This is a genomic window from Ilumatobacter sp., assembly GCF_046290335.1.
Taxonomy (GTDB): Bacteria; Actinomycetota; Acidimicrobiia; order Acidimicrobiales; family Ilumatobacteraceae; genus Ilumatobacter_A.
Window position 1 is genome coordinate 1,767,918 of the sequence record NZ_JBKAGH010000001.1, and the last position, 15,083, is coordinate 1,783,000.

19 protein-coding genes are annotated in these 15,083 nt (G+C 66.8%); 7 read left to right on the top strand and 12 right to left on the bottom strand.

From position 1 onward, the window contains the following. Nucleotides 1-207: 207 nt before the first annotated feature. From ACE37B_RS07920 to ACE37B_RS07935, 4 genes are all read right to left on the bottom strand, one after another. Entirely contained in the window at nt 208-591 is a 384-nt protein-coding gene (locus ACE37B_RS07920) for a type II toxin-antitoxin system death-on-curing family toxin (RefSeq protein WP_409922733.1), read from the bottom strand. Beyond that, nucleotides 588-791, bottom strand: a complete 204-nt coding sequence (locus ACE37B_RS07925; protein WP_409922734.1) for a hypothetical protein — start codon at nt 789-791, stop codon at nt 588-590. Before ACE37B_RS07925 ends, ACE37B_RS07920 begins: the two co-directional genes overlap by 4 nt. A gap of 183 nt (nt 792-974) precedes the next feature. Continuing rightward, entirely contained in the window at nt 975-1,349 is a 375-nt protein-coding gene (locus tag ACE37B_RS07930) for a hypothetical protein (protein WP_409922735.1), read from the bottom strand. Nucleotides 1,350-1,608: 259 nt separating this feature from the next. After that, complete coding sequence (locus tag ACE37B_RS07935; protein WP_409922736.1) at nt 1,609-2,097, bottom strand: GNAT family N-acetyltransferase; 489 nt, start codon at nt 2,095-2,097, stop codon at nt 1,609-1,611. Nucleotides 2,098-2,152: 55 nt separating this feature from the next. On the opposite strand from ACE37B_RS07935, the gene ACE37B_RS07940 reads away from it, so the two are divergent. Further along, the gene (locus ACE37B_RS07940; protein WP_409922737.1) at nt 2,153-2,752 is read left to right on the top strand and encodes a hypothetical protein; all 600 of its coding nucleotides are present in this window, start codon (nt 2,153-2,155) and stop codon (nt 2,750-2,752) included. On the opposite strand, the gene ACE37B_RS07945 is transcribed toward ACE37B_RS07940, so the two are convergent. The 3 genes from ACE37B_RS07945 to glp form a co-directional block, all read right to left on the bottom strand. Then, nucleotides 2,677-3,000, bottom strand: coding sequence for a type II toxin-antitoxin system RelE/ParE family toxin (locus ACE37B_RS07945; RefSeq protein ID WP_409922738.1), 324 nt, complete (start codon nt 2,998-3,000; stop codon nt 2,677-2,679). The two genes, ACE37B_RS07940 and ACE37B_RS07945, sit on opposite strands and share 76 nt — an antisense overlap. Next, nucleotides 2,997-3,248 (bottom strand): type II toxin-antitoxin system ParD family antitoxin, encoded by a 252-nt coding sequence (locus tag ACE37B_RS07950; protein ID WP_409922739.1) that lies wholly within the window; start codon nt 3,246-3,248, stop codon nt 2,997-2,999. Before ACE37B_RS07950 ends, ACE37B_RS07945 begins: the two co-directional genes overlap by 4 nt. Nucleotides 3,249-3,558: 310 nt before the next feature. After that, the gene (glp, locus tag ACE37B_RS07955) at nt 3,559-4,791 is read right to left on the bottom strand and encodes a gephyrin-like molybdotransferase Glp (RefSeq protein WP_409922740.1); all 1,233 of its coding nucleotides are present in this window, start codon (nt 4,789-4,791) and stop codon (nt 3,559-3,561) included. A 125-nt stretch (nt 4,792-4,916) separates the two neighbouring features. Between glp and ACE37B_RS07960 the strand changes: the two genes are divergently transcribed. Beyond that, nucleotides 4,917-5,471 (top strand): putative glycolipid-binding domain-containing protein, encoded by a 555-nt coding sequence (locus ACE37B_RS07960; protein ID WP_409922741.1) that lies wholly within the window; start codon nt 4,917-4,919, stop codon nt 5,469-5,471. Nucleotides 5,472-5,517: 46 nt separating this feature from the next. Here the strand turns inward: ACE37B_RS07960 and ACE37B_RS07965 are convergent, their stop codons facing one another. Further along, the gene (locus ACE37B_RS07965) at nt 5,518-6,384 is read right to left on the bottom strand and encodes a UTP--glucose-1-phosphate uridylyltransferase (RefSeq protein ID WP_409922742.1); all 867 of its coding nucleotides are present in this window, start codon (nt 6,382-6,384) and stop codon (nt 5,518-5,520) included. Between the two features lie 41 nt (nt 6,385-6,425). Beyond that, nucleotides 6,426-6,773, bottom strand: a complete 348-nt coding sequence (locus tag ACE37B_RS07970) for a hypothetical protein (protein ID WP_409922743.1) — start codon at nt 6,771-6,773, stop codon at nt 6,426-6,428. A gap of 26 nt (nt 6,774-6,799) precedes the next feature. On the opposite strand from ACE37B_RS07970, the gene ACE37B_RS07975 reads away from it, so the two are divergent. Both ACE37B_RS07975 and ACE37B_RS07980 read left to right on the top strand, forming a co-directional pair. Further along, nucleotides 6,800-7,615: an S-methyl-5'-thioadenosine phosphorylase gene (locus ACE37B_RS07975; RefSeq protein ID WP_409922744.1), complete on the top strand. Its 816-nt coding sequence runs from the start codon at nt 6,800-6,802 to the stop codon at nt 7,613-7,615. Between the two features lie 287 nt (nt 7,616-7,902). Next, on the top strand, nt 7,903-8,469 hold the full coding sequence (locus tag ACE37B_RS07980; RefSeq protein WP_409922745.1) for a hypothetical protein: 567 nt from the start codon (nt 7,903-7,905) through the stop codon (nt 8,467-8,469). 48 nt (nt 8,470-8,517) lie between these two features. Here the strand turns inward: ACE37B_RS07980 and ACE37B_RS07985 are convergent, their stop codons facing one another. The 3 genes from ACE37B_RS07985 to ACE37B_RS07995 all read right to left on the bottom strand — a co-directional run bounded on the left by ACE37B_RS07985 (nt 8,518) and on the right by ACE37B_RS07995 (nt 12,228). Next, nucleotides 8,518-9,369: an undecaprenyl-diphosphate phosphatase gene (locus ACE37B_RS07985; RefSeq protein ID WP_409922746.1), complete on the bottom strand. Its 852-nt coding sequence runs from the start codon at nt 9,367-9,369 to the stop codon at nt 8,518-8,520. A gap of 106 nt (nt 9,370-9,475) precedes the next feature. After that, nucleotides 9,476-10,840, bottom strand: a complete 1,365-nt coding sequence (locus ACE37B_RS07990) for a TldD/PmbA family protein (RefSeq protein ID WP_409922747.1) — start codon at nt 10,838-10,840, stop codon at nt 9,476-9,478. Beyond that, entirely contained in the window at nt 10,837-12,228 is a 1,392-nt protein-coding gene (locus ACE37B_RS07995) for a TldD/PmbA family protein (protein WP_409922748.1), read from the bottom strand. The genes ACE37B_RS07990 and ACE37B_RS07995 overlap by 4 nt, the downstream gene beginning before the upstream one ends. 132 nt (nt 12,229-12,360) lie before the next feature. On the opposite strand from ACE37B_RS07995, the gene ACE37B_RS08000 reads away from it, so the two are divergent. The 3 genes from ACE37B_RS08000 to galT all read left to right on the top strand — a co-directional run bounded on the left by ACE37B_RS08000 (nt 12,361) and on the right by galT (nt 14,992). Then, nucleotides 12,361-12,756 (top strand): thioesterase family protein, encoded by a 396-nt coding sequence (locus tag ACE37B_RS08000; RefSeq protein WP_409922749.1) that lies wholly within the window; start codon nt 12,361-12,363, stop codon nt 12,754-12,756. 91 nt (nt 12,757-12,847) lie between these two features. Then, nucleotides 12,848-13,966 (top strand): phosphatase PAP2 family protein, encoded by a 1,119-nt coding sequence (locus ACE37B_RS08005; RefSeq protein WP_409922750.1) that lies wholly within the window; start codon nt 12,848-12,850, stop codon nt 13,964-13,966. A gap of 51 nt (nt 13,967-14,017) precedes the next feature. Beyond that, on the top strand, nt 14,018-14,992 hold the full coding sequence (galT, locus tag ACE37B_RS08010; protein WP_409922907.1) for a galactose-1-phosphate uridylyltransferase: 975 nt from the start codon (nt 14,018-14,020) through the stop codon (nt 14,990-14,992). Nucleotides 14,993-15,083 lie beyond the last annotated feature (91 nt).

Genomic DNA, 15,083 nt, shown 5'->3' on the forward strand with positions numbered 1-15,083 from the left:
CGACCAGCACACACATCGAGAGGACAGCGCGCCCCTCCAACCCGTCCGGGATCGACACGCATCGCTCACTGACCTCGGCCACCGGAACCACTCAGATCAGCGGCAGGATGCCACACTCGGTCCGGCTGAGACGGGATTTCCGAGCGCTGCACTTGGGCCGATACCGCACGCAGGCGCGCCTCGAACGACGGTGATTCTGTGCGCGTGTCATGTGGCGAGTTGGCGAAGTCGTTCGGCGATCGCGTCGACGGTCGGTTGGCCGGCGGCGACGTCGATCACGAGGTCGTAAACGTCATCGTTGCTGGCGCGTGTGATCTCGACGCCGTTGATCTCGAGGAAGACTGCGGTCGCCAACCATCCGAGGCGCTTGTTGCCGTCAACAAGCGCATGGTTCCTGACGATCGAATGCAGCAGGGCAGCTGCTTTCGTCCAGATGTCGGGGTAGGCGTCCTCGCCGAAGGCGGTCGTCTGAGGGCGAGCGACGGCCGACCCGAGCAGACCGACATCTCGTATGGGTGCAGGATCACCGAGCAGGGAGATGGCGAGGTCGACGACGTCATCGAGGTCGAGGAACTCGACCGGGTCGCTCACTCGCCGAGTCGACGCAAGGCGTCGCTGTGGCTGTCCATGACCAAGTGCGCAGCACGCGCCACACGATCGCGGTGATCGCTGCGAGCGACGAACTCACGCACAGCCCGGCGCGCTGCCTCCTGCATCGAGATACCTTCGGCGTCGGCGCGGGCCTTCAGCGCTTCTTGCTCGCCGTCCGTGAGCCGCAATGTCATGGCCATTCGGAGATGGTATCACTTCGATACCGGCGCCAGCGATGGGCGCTCCTCTCGCCGCAACCGCCACTCGAGATTGCAGCGCGCTCGGCTTGGGTAGATATGTCGGTGGCTTCGTCCCGCAGAGCGACGGGATCACGGGCGCTGGCTATCGTGCGGCACCTTCTTCTTCCAGCTCTGGTCGACCGATCATTCCGGGACAGTCGCGATCGACTGGGTTGGGTTGAGCGCAGTGATGCGGTCGTCGTCATCCTCCCAGCAATCGAGCATGACGTCGAGGTCTCTCGCCAGGGTGGTGTTCTCGATGAAGTAGTCGTCGGCGTACTCGACCTCCCCGCCGCCGCCGACGATCCAATCGCCACTTCTGATCTCCACCCCGTCCACGGTCCGGATGACGGTTCCGTCGAAGGTAGTTCCGTACGGCCAGATCGCTGGTTCGAGGGGCCCGTCGGGCTCGCTGTGAAGCGAGACGCAGCCATCCTGCGCGATGGTCACGATCCCCGTAACCGGCGCATCAAGGCGGTCAGAAATCGGTTCCGTCCAGACAATGAATCCGCTCGGCACTCCGTCGGGTCGCTTGGCATCGCCCGATTCGGTGCAACCGAAGACGGCTGCTGCGAACAGGACGATCAACAGCGGACGGCCGACCATCAGCACTGTCTACACCGACTGAGCGTCTCGATCGGTTCGGCACTTCCTTTCGAGTATCCGCCGGTTAGCCACCGGGATTCCCGGGCGCTCGACTGGGGCCGTGGTGCAGCGCGTTCCCCTTGACTTGGCCGGTGGTCATGCGTGGTGAAGTGTGCGACTCGTAGCCATGGCGTCAGCGAATCCAGTACCGCCGCTTCATCGGTCCGCCGTCGGGCTGCTCGACGATCGAGTCGAGCACCCCGCCGCAGCCCTGAATCGTGCGGATCGACCCGAGATTGTCCTCGTCGCAGGTGACGAGAACATCCATGACGCCAACAGCCCGCGCGAGCACCAGGCTTTGGCGAAGGATCTCGGTCGCGTACCCGCGTCGCCGGACGTTTGGGACGACGCCGTAGCCAATGTGACCACCGTAGGCCTCCAGGTAGTCGTTCAACTCGTGCCGGATCGAGGTACGGCCGACCAATTCGCCGTCGACCCAAGCCAACAGGAACGTTGCCGGAACCTCACTCGGGCCTAGCCCAACACCTCGATGCACATCGGCAAGCCAGCTCAGGTACTCGGCCCAACTCCCATTGGGGTCGTAGCCGTAGAGGAATGTGAACGGCACCCAACTCGGGTCATCACGCACGGCGACCGCTGCAGCCTGGTCTTGATGCCGCACCGGCACCAGCCTCCGCGCTGGACTCAGGGCGGGGTGGTCACCCGACCTGTCGCGGATGAGGCTCCCAAACGATGTCATCGAGGACCTGAACTCCGTCCAGCTCGCAGGCCTGGCGATGACGATGGTCGAACTGATCGCACCCTATGGCGTCATTGCTTCGGACGTCGTCGAACCTGCCCTGTTCCGCAGCCTCAGTGAACGCATCGTCTCAGCCGGCGCAGCACGCGATGCAACGGAGATCGAACGAGTCTGCGGAGACATCATCGAGCAGCTGGTCGATGATGAACCCGACGGTGCAGGCTTCTACGCCTTCGGTGCCGTGGTGTCCGTCTACTACGCGTGCAGTGCGATTCGAGCGGTGCCCGACGGTGGGCTGAACGCTGCGAAGCGCTTCTGTGACCTCACGGGCGCTGCGGACGATGACGGCGTCGGCGGGTTGTTCGATCTCGCCGTCGACTTCCTCGCTCGTCGACGCGATGACGTCCGCGACGAGATCGCAGCGCGTATCGCCGAACACGCGCTTGCGCTGAGCAACGCAGAACTGCCGATCTGCGCTCCCCTCCGTCCGTGGCGCGGGGATCAGTCGGTGTCGAGATCGGCCAGGATGACGGGCAGGTCTTGGGCGTCGGAGAGGAGGCGGACAACGTCGGCGTGATCCGGCCGCACGAAGTAGAACCAGCCGACCGGAAAGCCTTCGATTCGCCGGACCCGAAGCCCCGGAATGTCGCACAGCTCACCGACTCGTGGTGACCCGGCGTTGGGCATCTTCTCGATGGCTCGCAGGGATGCCACAGCAGCATCGAAGAAGCGCACGCCGAGATCGGTTCCGCCCTCAGCGCTGTAGTAGCGGGCGCGTTCGACGAGATCGGCCTCAGCCAGCGGTCGCAGCCGGGCGACGGTCACGTGTCAGCGGCGAAGGCACGTTGACGGATCTCGTCGATGACCTCGGCGGTCGCGGGGCGCCCGTCGCCGGACTCGAGCCCGTCAGCGATGAGGCTTCGCAGTCGCCGCTCGGCCACGTGTTGCTGGTCGCGCCGGATCAGCTCTCGCAGATACTCGCTGGTGTTGCCGTACTCGCCGGATTGGACGCGGTCATCGATGTAGCGCCGCAGCTCGTCTGGCAGAGCGAAGCTCATGGTGGTCTTGCTCACTCCACCAGACTGCCTTGGTTATCAACTGTTGTCAACGCGTCCATCAGGCAATCGAGGCAGGCGATATTCGCAGCCGTCAACGGTCACGACCGCGCCGCATCGCCGGCGAAGTCGTTGACCTTCTGGCACGACGTACCTGCTCCATAATCTCGGACCACGAGTCTGTTGGCACGTGGCCGAAGTGCCGATCACGGACACACCGAACGTTGCCTGACACGGCACGAGATGCCAACGACGGCATCCCTCGCATCGGGTCGCCCCGGCCATGCGCGACTCGCCACCGGGCTGCGGTCCGCGCCCCAGTTCGCGGTCAGCCGTGGAGGAGGAGTGTCTCGACGTCGTCGCCGGCCGCGATGCCGTCGCCGTCGGGGATCAGCGCCATCGCGTCGGCCGAGGCGGTCGCCGCGAGCTGATGGCTGCCCTGCGATCCGACGGGGGTGACGTGGTACCGCCCGTCGTCGGCGAAGTGTCCGTTGACGCGGGCGAAGTGGACCTTGCCGTCGGGGCCACGACGGAAGTCGGCGTCGGCGATGGCCACGACGCGCTGTCGCGTCAGCTGACGGTGCCCCATCATCTTGCGCAGTGCTGGCCGAGCCATCAGCTCGTAGCTGACGAGCGAACTCACGGGATTGCCGGGCAGGCCGAAGATCGGCACACGAGTTCCGTCGTCACGCATGAGCGTCCCGAACGCGAACGGCTTCGCCGGCTTGATCGCGATCTGCATCCACGTCATGTCCGCGATACGGCCGAGCACGGCCTTGACCACGTCGTAGTCGCCCATCGACACGCCGCCGCTCGACACGATCGCGTCGCACTCGAGCGCCGACGTGCGAAGCGCATGCTCGAGTGCCGCCTCGTCGTCGCGGATCACGCCGAGGTCGACGACGTCACAGCCCGACTCGAGCAGCATCCCGGCGAGCATCGTCTTGTTCGATTCGCGGATCTGCCCGGGGGCGAGCGGTGAACCGTCGTCGACGAGTTCATCGCCGGTGGACAGCACGGCGACGCGTAGGCGGGGGAACACCGACAACCGCTGCGCGTTCACACTCGCCAAGACCGCTGCGACCGCAGGGGTGACCACGACGCCGGCCGGAAAGATCTCGTCGCCGATCCGCACGTCGTCGCCGGCACCACGCACCGCACTCCCCGCCGGAACGCTCCGCGACAGGCGAACCCGCTCGATCCCGTCCGCGTCGACATCGAGCCGTTCGGAATCCTCGACCATCACGACGGCATCTGCACCGTCGGGCATCGGCGCACCCGTCATGATCCTGATCGTCTCGCCGGCACCGATCGGCCGATCGGGTGCCGCGCCCGCCGCGATCTCGCCGACGACCCGCAACTCGACGGGCGCCGCCTCGACGTCGATCGCGCGCACCGCATAGCCATCGACGGCGGTGTTGTCGAAGGGCGGGACGATCTCGGTCGACACCACCGACTCGGCCAGCACCAGATCCGCAGCGACGGCGCGATCGACGACCACGGGTGCCTTCGTCGGACACGAATCGAGCACGAACCGCTGCGCATCTTCAAGGGGCCACATGGGCACGACGATAGGCCGTCGATCAGCACCTGGGTCGACCGGCGACCGCCTCGCTCCGTGCCGGCCTGGTCGCCTCGCTCCGTGCCGGCCTGGCTCCGTGCCCACCTGCTCGTAGCCTGCACATCATGACGACGGCGTTGACGGCCTTTCCCGCTGACGGGTACACGGTGCGCTGGCAGACCTGGGATGCCGCGGGCGACGAGACGACGACCCTGCGATGGGAGAACGAAGGCTGGACCGTCGTGGGCGAGGTGGGACGTGAACGGGTGTCGTACGTGCTGCGGCTCACCGCCACCTGGCAGCTCACCCAGTTCCTGCTCTTTCGCGACCAAGACGAGCCCGATCTGTGGCTCGGCACCGACGGGTCCGGGCGATGGGGCGAGGTCAACGGCGCGCACCGCCCCGACCTCGACGGCTGCACCGACATCAGCCTGGACTGCACCCCGTTCTCCGCAACGCTCCCGATCCGACGGCTCACGCTCGACGTCGGTCACGCTGCCGACATCACGGTCGCGAAGGTCGACGTCGAGACACTCGGCGTCGTGCCCGTTCGACAACGCTTCGAGCACGTATCGCCCCAGCTGTGGCGTCTCACCGAAATCGGCGGCGACGAACACGAGTTCCGGGTCGACGAGTTCGGGCTGATCCACGACCTGCCCGATCGGTTCCGCCGCCACTGAGGCCGCCGCGGCCGAGAGGCAACGGCGAGCCGGCGGACGCGCAGCGTCAGGTCTGCAGGTCGGACAGGAACCGGCGCAGCGGGCCACCGAGCTCGGGGCTGGCGAGACCGAGCTCGATCGACGCCGTGAGGAACCCGAGCGGGTTGCCCGTGTCGTAGCGACCGATGTCGGCGACCACGCCGTGGAACGGTGCCCGGCTGGCCTGAGCCCGCAGTGCATCGGTGAGTTGCAGCTCCCCACCGCGACCAGGCTGCAGCGCAGCGATCTCCGACCAGGCGTCGGCGGTCAACACGTAGCGACCCGTGAGGATGAAATTGGACGGCGCCTCGTCCATCGGCGGCTTCTCGACGAGATCGCGGACGGGGATGACCCCGTCGTCCGACAGCGGGCCGGACGGGTCGATGACGCCGTACGACGACACCTCGTGCGGCTGCACCTCGACGACGGCGACCACGCTGCCGCCCGTCGACGCGCACACGCCGTTCATCTGTGCGAGCAGCGCCGACGATCCCATCAGCTCGTCGGGCAACAACACGGCGAACGGTTCGTCACCGACCGCCTCGTGAGCGCACCCGACCGCATGGCCGAGGCCCTTCGGGTTGTCTTGGTACACGATGCTGACCCGCCAGTCGCGCCCGATCGCACGCAAACGCTCGGCGGTGTCGTGCTTGCCCTTGTCGTCGAGCGCGGCAAGCAACGCCTCGTCGGGAGCAAAGTACGCGTCGATCGCCGGCTTCGCCCGACTCGACACCACGACGATGTGATCGATGCCCGCGCCGAGCGCTTCGTCGATGACCACCTGGATCGCCGGTTGGTCACCGATCGGGAAGAGTTCCTTCGGAACCGCCTTGGTCGCGGGAAGGAATCTGGTCCCGAGACCGGCGGCGGGAATCACTGCGCTGCGGACCTGCATGCTGGCGACGATAGCTTTTCATCTTCGATGCCCACCTACGTCTACAAGTTCATCGACACCGATGAGACGATCGAAGTCCAGCAGTCGTTCACCGACGACACGCTGACCGAGTACGCGCACCCGGCCACGGGTGAGTTGATGTCCGTCAAGAAGGTCTTCCAACCGGTCGGCGTGACGTTCAAGGGGAGCGGCTTCTTCAAGACCGACCATCGGGGAAAGAGCAGCAGCTCCGCGTCCGGGTCGTCCGAATCATCCGGCTCGTCCGGCTCAACCGGGTCGAGCGGGTCATCCGGCTCGAGCGGCTCGAGCGATTCGTCGTCGAGCACCACCAGCTCCTCGTCGAGCTCGACCAGTTCCTCGACCAGCTCGTCGAAGCCGGCAGCCAGCACGTCGTCATCGGACTGACACCGCGCCGATGCTGATTCCGCTCGACGATCGGGCGACCGACCTCGGAGCGGAGATCGGTGTCTTCGGCGGGTCCGGGTTCTACGAATTCCTCGACGATGCCGTCGACGTCGACGTCCAAACGCCCTACGGCGACCCGGCCGCACCCGTGCGCATCGGCACACTCGCCGGACGCCGAGTCGCCTTCCTCGCCCGACACGGGCACCGCCACCAGTACGCCGCGCATCGCGTGCCGTTTCGCGCCAACGTGTGGGCGCTCGCGTCGCTCGGCGTTCGCTCCGTGGTCGCACCCTGCTCGGTCGGGTCGCTGCGACCCGACCTCGACGTCGGCGACTTCGTCGTCGTCGACCAACTCGTCGATCGCACCAGCGCACGACGCGACACGTTCTACGACGTGGGGTCGAACGACGGCACCCACGGCTCCGACGGCCCCGTGCAGCACCAGGCGTTCGCCGACCCGTACGCCGAACCGCTGCGACGAGTGCTGGTCGACGCCGGACGCTCGATCGAGGGCATCACGGTGCACGACGGCGGGACGATGGTCGTCATCAACGGCCCGCGGTTCTCGACGCGTGCCGAGTCGCAGTGGTTCTCGTCGATGGGCTGGAGCGTGGTGAACATGACCGGGTATCCCGAAGCGGTCCTCGCTGCCGAGGCAGGTCTGCCCTACGCGTCGATCGCGCTCGTCACCGACCGAGACGCTGGCCTCGCCGGCGGACAAGGCGATCACGAACCGGTGTCGATGGACCTGGTGATGGCGGTCGTCGCCCGCAACATCGACCGGGTCAAGCAGCTGATCGAAGCCGCGGTCCCCGAACTGCCCTGACAGCACTCACTCGAGCATCTCGCTGCGTCTCGCGACGATCTTGGCGCGTGACCACCTTCTCGGTACCGTCACGCTTCCGACTCCACCTCGATCGCCATCCCGGCCCTCCTGCCCATCCCGACCCTCGTACCGGCCGGTCACCACCAGGTGGTCGGGGGCCGTGTTCACGTCCACGTCGCCGACCCCGCAGTGCCTCGCGCTGCACCGTTTCGAGAGGAGCCGCTGTGCTGCGCACCGCCACCACGCCGAACCGCCACCGCCGCATCGGCACCGACGTACGAAGGTTCATGGCCAAACGTCCCTGGGTGTACTGGCTGGTGGTTGCGCTGTTGGCGGCCATCGTGGCCGCAGGGGTCGCCGACCGACTCGCCGCCGTCGAGCGCGCTCGTTCGGAATGGGGCGACTCCCGAGCGGTCTGGGTCGCCGACGCCGACATCGAGATCGGACAGGCGATCACGGCGACTCGACGCCAGCTTCCACGCATCGCAGCCCCCGGAGCTGCCCTCGACGCGAGCGTCGACACGGCCCCGCCTGATGGACTCGCCCGCCAACGGATCCGCCACGGCGAAGTGATCGTCGACGCCGACATCACGCCGCGCTCGGGGCCGGCCTCCACCGCAGCTCCCGGGCACGTCGTCGTCGCGATCGACGACCCTTTGTTGGCCACCGCAGTCGACTCGCTGGCGGCCGGACTCGGCGTCGCCGTGTACGCCGACGGAGTGCTGCTGACCGACCGAGCCGACATCGCCGACATCACCGGCGGTGTGGTGTTCGTCGCCGTGCCCGACGACGACGCCGCAGTCGTCGCCGCGGCCGCACAGATGCGCATTGCCTCGCTGGCGTTCACACCGTGATCTCGAACGCCGAGGCGGCCGCACGCCTCGTTCGTCGATGTGCTGGCATCAGAGCGAGGCGTCGCGGAAGCCGATACCGATCAGCGCCAACACCAGAATCCCCGCCGCGATCCGGTACACGACGAAGGGCGTGAAGCTGCGTGTACGGATGTAGCGCAACGTGCCCCAGATGGCGATCCAGCCGGAGATGCCCGAGGTGATGATCCCGATCGCCATCGGCCAGTACAGGTCCGACGGGATCCCGTCGGTGATGGCGCCGAGTGTCTTGAACACGACCGCGCCGAAAATCACGGGCAGCGACATGACGAAGCTGATCCGGGCGGCCGAGTCCCGATCGAAGCCGAGCGCTCGTGCCCCGGTCATCGTGATGCCCGAGCGAGAGGTTCCGGGGTTCAACGCCAAGGCTTGCGCAGCGCCGACGAGTAGTGCATCGCGTGCACCGAACGCTTCCAGCTGACGCTTGCCCGCCATCCGGTCGGCCCAGCCGAGGAGCACACCGAAGACGATCAGTGAGATCGCGATGATGATCGGCGTGCCGAGACGCTCGTCGATGGCGTCTTCGAACAGCGCGCCGATCACCGCTGCCGGAATCGTCGACAGCACGAAGAACCAAGCGAGCTTGCCGTCGGTGGTCGCCGGGATCGAACGCTTGAACACCAAGCGCGTGCCTTCGCGCACATACGTCACGACGTCGCGACGGAAGTAGCCGAGCACAGCGATGAACGTGCCGAAGTGGAGGGCGACGTCGAACGTCTTCTTGATCCGGTCGCCATCGGGGCCGCCGAAGTCGTCCCATCCGAACAACCACGGAACCAGGAGCAAGTGGCCGCTCGACGAGATCGGCAAGAACTCCGAGAGGCCCTGCACCAGCCCGAGAACGATCGCATGCAAGATCGGCACGCCCCGTGTCTATCCCGGCGTGACGGTCGATGCGACGCTTGGCAGTGCCACGCAACGACCTGCGAGGCCCGAACGGGCCGTCACCGCCACCCGCACCGGTGGGGCGTCAGGCGCCCGACATCGTGATGTTGTCGATGACGAGGCTCATGCCAGCGCTGCGCATCGGAAGCCAGTCGATGTCACCACCGACTTCGACGATGTCGAGCAACATGCGCTGCAGCGTCGATGCGATGGTGAACTCGCGCACCGGCGCCCCGACCGCGCCGTTGGTGATCAACAGCCCGGCTGCGCCGGTCGAGAAGTCGCCGCTGATCGGGTTGACGCCCGAGTGAAGACCCTGCATCTGCTGCACGAGCAGTCCGTCGTCGATCCCGGCGACGATCTCCGCTTGAGAACGGGTGCCCGGCACCAACGACAGCGCAAGGCAGCCGACGCCGGGCGTACCAGCGAACCCCCCGCGCGTGGCGTTGCCCGTCGAGACCGTTCCCGCCCGGCGGGCCGAGTACGAGTTGTGGACGAATTGCTGGAGAACACCGTTCTCGATCAGCACGTTGCGGCGGGCAGCGAGGCCCTCTCCGTCGACGTCGGTGGACGTGTACGCCTTCGGGTTGGTCGGATCGTCGACGAGGGTGACCGAGGCGGCCGCGACCTCGTCGCCGAGCCGGTCGGTGAACAGTGAGCGCCCCTTCACGACGGCCTCACCGTTGAGCGTCGAGGAGATCACCCCGAGGAACTGCGCGGTGACGAACGGGTCGAGCACGACGGTGACACGGCGCGACGACGGTTTGGTCGCCCCGAGCAGACAGGTCGCTCGCTCGCTCGCCTCACGCGCGGCCCGCTCGAGATCGAACTCGCCCGGTTCACGCCCGACCGAGAACCCGAAGCCGGTCTGCGTCTCGGCGGCGGCGCCCTCTCCCTCGTCGGCCAGCGTGGCGACCGACACGTAACAGCCGTTCTCGCGCCCCGACTGACGGATACCTGCCGTCGAGGCGACCGCCGCTTCGCCCCAGGCATCGGCGTAGTTCGCTTCGTCGACACGCACGCGGGAGTCGTGACTCGACGCGAGACGTTCGAGATCCTGTGCCCGAGCGATCTTTTCGTCGGTGGGGTAGTCCGCGAGCGCGTCGTTCCACAAGGCCTGCTCGGTCGGCGACACTCCGTCGGGCTCCGCCAATGCGGCGTACTCGTCGACGGTGCCGAACTGCACGTTGTCACGAGCGTCGGCGAGCACCTCGGCGATGGCGGCCTCATCGAGCGTGCCCGCGTACGCGAAGCCGGTCCGACCGTCGGAGATCACCCGGATGCCGATGCCCTCCGACTGCGCCGAGACGAAGTGCTCGACCTCGCCCTGGTACACCCGGACCTCGGTCTCGCCGCCCCGGGAGACGAACGCTTCGATCTGTTCGCCGGGCCGAGCCTGTTCGATGACGCGGTCGGCGATCGCCTGCAACGCGCCGACGGTGTCGCTCATGACGACGTGCCGCCGACGGTGAGCGCCTTCACTCGAAGCGTCGGCTGGCCGTCGCCGACGGGCACGCCTTGCCCGTCCTTGCCGCACGTGCCGGGGCTGCCCATCGAGAAGTCGTTGCCGAGCATGTCGATGTCGCGCAGCACCTTCGGACCGTTGCCGATCAGATTGCCGTCGCGGAGCGGCTCGGTGATGACACCGTCTTCGATCAGGTACGCCTCGGTCATGCCGAACACGAAGTCGCCCGACGCGGTGTTGACGCTGCCGCCTCCGAGCTTCGCGACGTAGACGCCCTTGGGCGTCGAGGAGATGATGTCGTCGGGATCGTCGGGTCCGTCGAGCACGAACGTGTTGGTCATGCGGACCATCGGCAGGTGCTGGTAGCTCTGGCGGCGGCCATTGCCCGACTGCGGCCGGCCATCGTTGCGCGACCGGAGGTAGTCCCACATGTAGTCGGTGAGGATGCCGTCCTGGATCAACACGTTGCGCTGCGTGCGCTGCCCTTCGTCATCGACCCCGAGCGTGCCCCACTCTCCCGGCATCGTCCCGTCGTCGACCAGGGTGACCAGCGGGTTGGCCACCAACTCGCCCATCTTGCCCGCGTAGACGCTTGCACCCTTGTGGATGTGGTCGGCTTCGAGGCCATGCCCGCACGCTTCGTGGAACAACACCCCGCCGGTGCCGTGCTTGATCACGACCGGCATCTCGCCGGACGGAGCGGGCCGGGCGCCGAGTTTCGTGATCGCCTGGCGTGCCGCCTCGCGGGCCATCTCCTCGACGTCGACGGTGTCGAAGATCTCGAACCCGACCGTGTGTCCCATCGTCTGATATCCGGTCTGCATGCCGGTGTCGCCGTTGGCAACGGCGCTGACGCGCAACAGGGTGCGCACCACTTCGTCGTCGGCGAGCACGCCCTCGGTGTTCGCGACGAGCACGCGTTTGACGCTGTCGCCGTAACCAGCCGACACCTGCACGATCTCGGGTCCGTAGCCCCGCGCCGCTTCGTCCATCCGCGCCAACAACTCGACCTTGCGGGCCTTTTCGATCGAATCGGGGTCGTGCACGATCGTGTTCGGCCGGTGCGGATCGGATCGCGTGAGCCCAACGGTGCGAACACCGCCACCGCCACCCTTCGCGGCAGCCGCGGCAGCAGCAGCCGCCGCGGTCAGCCCGGCCTCCGACAGATCGGAGGTGTAGGCGAAGCCGGTGGTGTCTCCAGCGATCACCCGGATGCCAGCACCACGGTCTCGACCGCTGGTGACCTGTTCGACCCGGCCGTCGTCGAGACCAGCCGACGTCGATCGTTTGTCCTCGGCGTACACCTCGGCGAAATCGGCCCCGGTCTGGGTCGCACCGACGAGCACTCGTTCCAACACGTCTTGATCGATCACCCCATCAGCCTACGAGCCCGGCTTCGACCTCGCCCGACGATGCCGTGATCACCGCGAGTCCGACGATTCGGACTCGCTGCGAACAACGAGCTGGCGTGCGTTGGCAGGCGGGATCCGTTAGCGTCGTACCCCGTGCCGTTCGCCACGTTCGAGACCGGGTTGCGAGGAACCGCCGTCCTGACGGTGACGGAGTCCGATACCGCTCGAGCCCTCGGTTCGGGAGACGTCGAAGTGCTCGGAACTCCCCGCCTCATCGCTCTGTGCGAGGCCGCCACGATCAACGCCATCGCGGGCGTGCTCGACGAGGCCACCAGCAGCGTCGGGATGCGCATCCGCGTCGACCACCTCCAGCCCACTGCCGTCGGAGAGGTCGTCACCGCCGAGGCCAGCCTCGAACAGGTCGATGGTCGACGCCTCACCTTCACGGTCTCGGTCTCCGACCGAGGCGGCCTGGTCGCCGCCGGCAAGGTCACCAGGGCGCTGGTCGACCGGGCGAAGTTCATGGACAAATGCTGTAGTCCCGCCTGACCTGCCCGAGCGCCAGGATGAGGCCGAACACCCGTCAGCATGAGTCAACGCGTGTCAACGCGTGGCCCAAAACACGTAGTGTATGAAACCGATGGAGGGGACAATCACCACCGGAACCCCTCCGCGGGAACATCGCCTCTTCTGGTGGAAGGAACTGCTGATCGTCGCCGCGTTCTACGTGGTCTACTCCTGGATCCGCAACCAGTTCGGATCGAACACCATCGCCGCCGACGGCGTGCCCGAGGCCGCATTCCACAACGCCGAGCGGATCATCCGTCTCGAGCGGGCGATCGGGCTCTACCACGAAGAGACCCTCCAAGACGTCTTTCTGCCCTACGAGTGGTTCATCCAGTTCTGGAACGTGTACTACGGCACGGCCCACTTCTTCGTCACCCTGGGCGTGTTCATCCTGCTGTTCTTCAAGCGGGCCGACGTGTTCCCGCAGTGGCGCAACACGCTCGCTGCGATGACGGCACTCGCGATCGTCGGCTTCGCCTTCTTCCCGTTGATGCCACCGCGGCTGCTCGACGCCCCGTGCCCGATCGCGACGGAGTTCCCCGACGACCTCGCCGACATCGATGCGGGGCTGGCCTCACCGGTCGTCATCCCCGATGCCGCCAACACCAACTTCGGTGGCGCCTGCGTTCCGAGTCAGCTTCGGCCCGGCACCGAGCAGCGATTCGACGGCACGAACGGATTCGGGTTCACCGACACGATCAAGGAGTTCGGCGGACCGTGGCGATTCGATTCCGACCGGGTGGCCGCGATCTCCAATCAGTACGCGGCGATGCCGAGCATGCACATCGGCTGGTCGACCTGGTGTGCGATCGCCATCTGGCCACTGCTGCGTCGGCGCCGGACCAAAGCGCTCGTCCTCACGTACCCCGCAGCCACGTTGTTCTGCATCATCGTCACGGGCAATCACTTCTGGCTCGACGGCGTCGGCGGACTGTTGGCGTTCGCCGTCGGCGCGTTCATCGGGTGGTGGATGCATCGATGGAACCAGCGCCGCCTCGATCGTCTGCACGGACTCGGTGCGGAGCACGACCTGAGCATCGCCGGCGTGGCACACGACATCCTCGATGATGTAGCGAGCACCGGAGACACACGCGAGCGGGTGGAATCATCAGCCCCGACGCGGTCCGACGACGCTTCTCCCAACAGCGACCCGGGCTCGCCGCCTCCAGACCCGCCGACAGAACCCGCGTAGTGTCACGCACGTCCGCCGGGTTCGGCGTAGCCTGAGGGCCCAATGAGTCAGATGCGGCTGAACCCCCTCAACGGACGGTGGGTGACCATCGTTCCCGACCGTGCAGGTCGACCGAGCGACTTCACCGAACGGGATCGAACCAGCGAACTGCAGCTCGATCGTCCGTGCCCGTTCTGTCCGGGCAACGAGGAAGAGACCCCGCCGGCGATCGAGGTCACGGAGGCCGACGGCACCTGGTCGATGCGAGTCATCCCCAATCGCTATCCGGCCTTCGACGGCGACGACGCGTTCGCGGTCCACAACCTCGGGCCCGTCCACGTCAAGGCCGAAGCAAGCGGCATCCACGAAGTGTTCGTGTACGCACCCGACCACGACGCTGGCCTGCATGAACTCGACGACGATCATGCCGCCGAATTCATGCTCATTCTCAAGCGCCGACTCGCCGAGCATGCCGCGCTGCCGTTCGTCCGCTACACCCAGGTGATCGTCAACCACGGCCGAGAGGCAGGCGCGTCGATCGCCCATCCCCACGGCCAGATCCTCGGACTCCCGTTCGTTCCTGGCGAGGTGCTCGACGAGGAACGAGCCTTCGCACGCTTCGCGGGCGGTTCGCTCCTCGAGACCACGATCGAAGCCGAACTCGCCGCCGACATCCGCATCGTCATCGCCAATGACGACGTGGTGGTCATGTGCCCGTTCGCGAGCGGCGTGCCCTACGAGATGCTGATCGTGCCGAGAGAACAACACGGTCACCTGCAGAACGCGTCCGACGACAGCCTCGCTGCGGTGGGCCGAGCACTTCGAGATTCGATCGGCCACCTCAACGCGACGCTGGGCGACGTGGCGTTCAACATCGGCATCCACACCGCCCCGCACCAGCACACCGCCGACTACCACTGGCACGTGCACATCTGGCCGCAGCTGACCACGCAGGCCGGCTTCGAACGCGGGACCGGCGTGATGATCAACATCGTCGCCCCCGAAGACGCCGCCGCCACGCTGCGTTCGGTCGGCGCCACCACCTGACCCGGCGTATCGGTTTGTGTCTGACACAAACCGTTACGGTCCGCGACGAGAGGGCAACGGCTCCGTGAACGGGGAGTGAAGTCTGTGTGCC